General features: G+C 66.6%; 1 protein-coding gene and 2 pseudogenes. 1 reads left to right on the top strand and 2 read right to left on the bottom strand.

The window, feature by feature from the left end; genetic code table 11:
• Positions 1–239, bottom strand: a pseudogene (locus tag ACFWF3_RS37060) (Dak phosphatase); the annotation flags it as partial.
• Positions 240–460: 221 nt separating this feature from the next.
• Here ACFWF3_RS37060 and ACFWF3_RS37055 point away from each other — a divergent pair.
• A complete protein-coding gene (locus ACFWF3_RS37055) occupies positions 461–673 on the top strand; it encodes a hypothetical protein (RefSeq protein WP_379318937.1) in 213 nt (70 codons plus the stop codon).
• A 37-nt stretch (positions 674–710) separates the two neighbouring features.
• On the opposite strand, the pseudogene ACFWF3_RS37050 reads toward ACFWF3_RS37055, so the two are convergent.
• A pseudogene (locus ACFWF3_RS37050) lies at positions 711–1015 on the bottom strand (NCS2 family permease); the annotation flags it as partial.

Below are 1015 nucleotides of genomic sequence, written 5' to 3'. Positions count from 1 at the left end.
CGCCGGGTCAGAGCAGCCCGCCGCTGCCGCCCGCCCCGGTACACGACGGTGTCCACCGCGAGGTGGCAAGTGCGTACGTGGCGTTCCAGCAGGTCGGCCACCTGCTCGGGCACCTCGTCGTCGAGGACGAGGGTGACCATCTCGCCGCCCGCCGAGAGCATCCGGTCCAGGACGGTGCGGGCGGTGTCGGTGAGGTCGGTGCCGATGACGGCCACGTCGCCGTCGACCAGGCCGAGCACGTCGCCCGCCTGGCAGATGCCGACGAGGCCACTCCTGCGACAGCTTCCACATGCCGCCGATGTTCTTCCAGGTCACGGGGATCGGGAAGGCGTAATCGCCGAGGCGGCTGTTCAGAGTGGCCGACAGAGTGTCGCCGTCCACGGTGACGGGGCCGGAGACATCCCAGCTGTAGCCCGGGATCCGGTTGACGGTGTCGCGCACGACCGCGAGGCTGCCGCCGTTGCCCGACTCGAGCTCGGCCGACGAACCGTTCATGGCCGCCTGCAGCTTGCCGTACAGCTCGCCGACCGAGGGCGTGGCCGGTGCGGCGATCGCGGCGGGGGCGGTGGCGACAACAGCGGCGGTAACCGGCGCGAAGATGGTGGCAAACGCCATCGACGCGGCAACGAGCGAACGCTTCATGGGTGGATCTCCTCTAGTTAGGCAAGCCTAGGCTAGCCTGAGTATAGACACACCTATGGCCGCAACGTCTACTCGACCAGGAAGAAGAAGTACGCGAGAAACAGCACCATCAGCGCCCACATGGCCGGGTGCACATCCTTGATGCGACCCTTGGCGACCATCACGATCGGGTAGAAGATCATGCCCATCGCCAGACCGTTCGCGATCGAGTACGTCAACGGCATCATGATGACGGTGATGAACGCGGGCACCGAGTACTCGAGGTTCTGCCAGTCGATGTCGCCGAGCGAACGCGCCATCAGGATGCCGACCACGATCAGCGCGGCCGAGGTGATCTCGGCCGATCCGGCGACCACCGAGAAGATCGGATAGC

This window comes from Nocardia sp. NPDC060220, from assembly GCF_042727815.1.
In the GTDB taxonomy this organism is placed as follows: Bacteria; Actinomycetota; Actinomycetes; order Mycobacteriales; family Mycobacteriaceae; genus Nocardia.
This window is presented reverse-complemented; position numbering and strand designations above follow the sequence as displayed.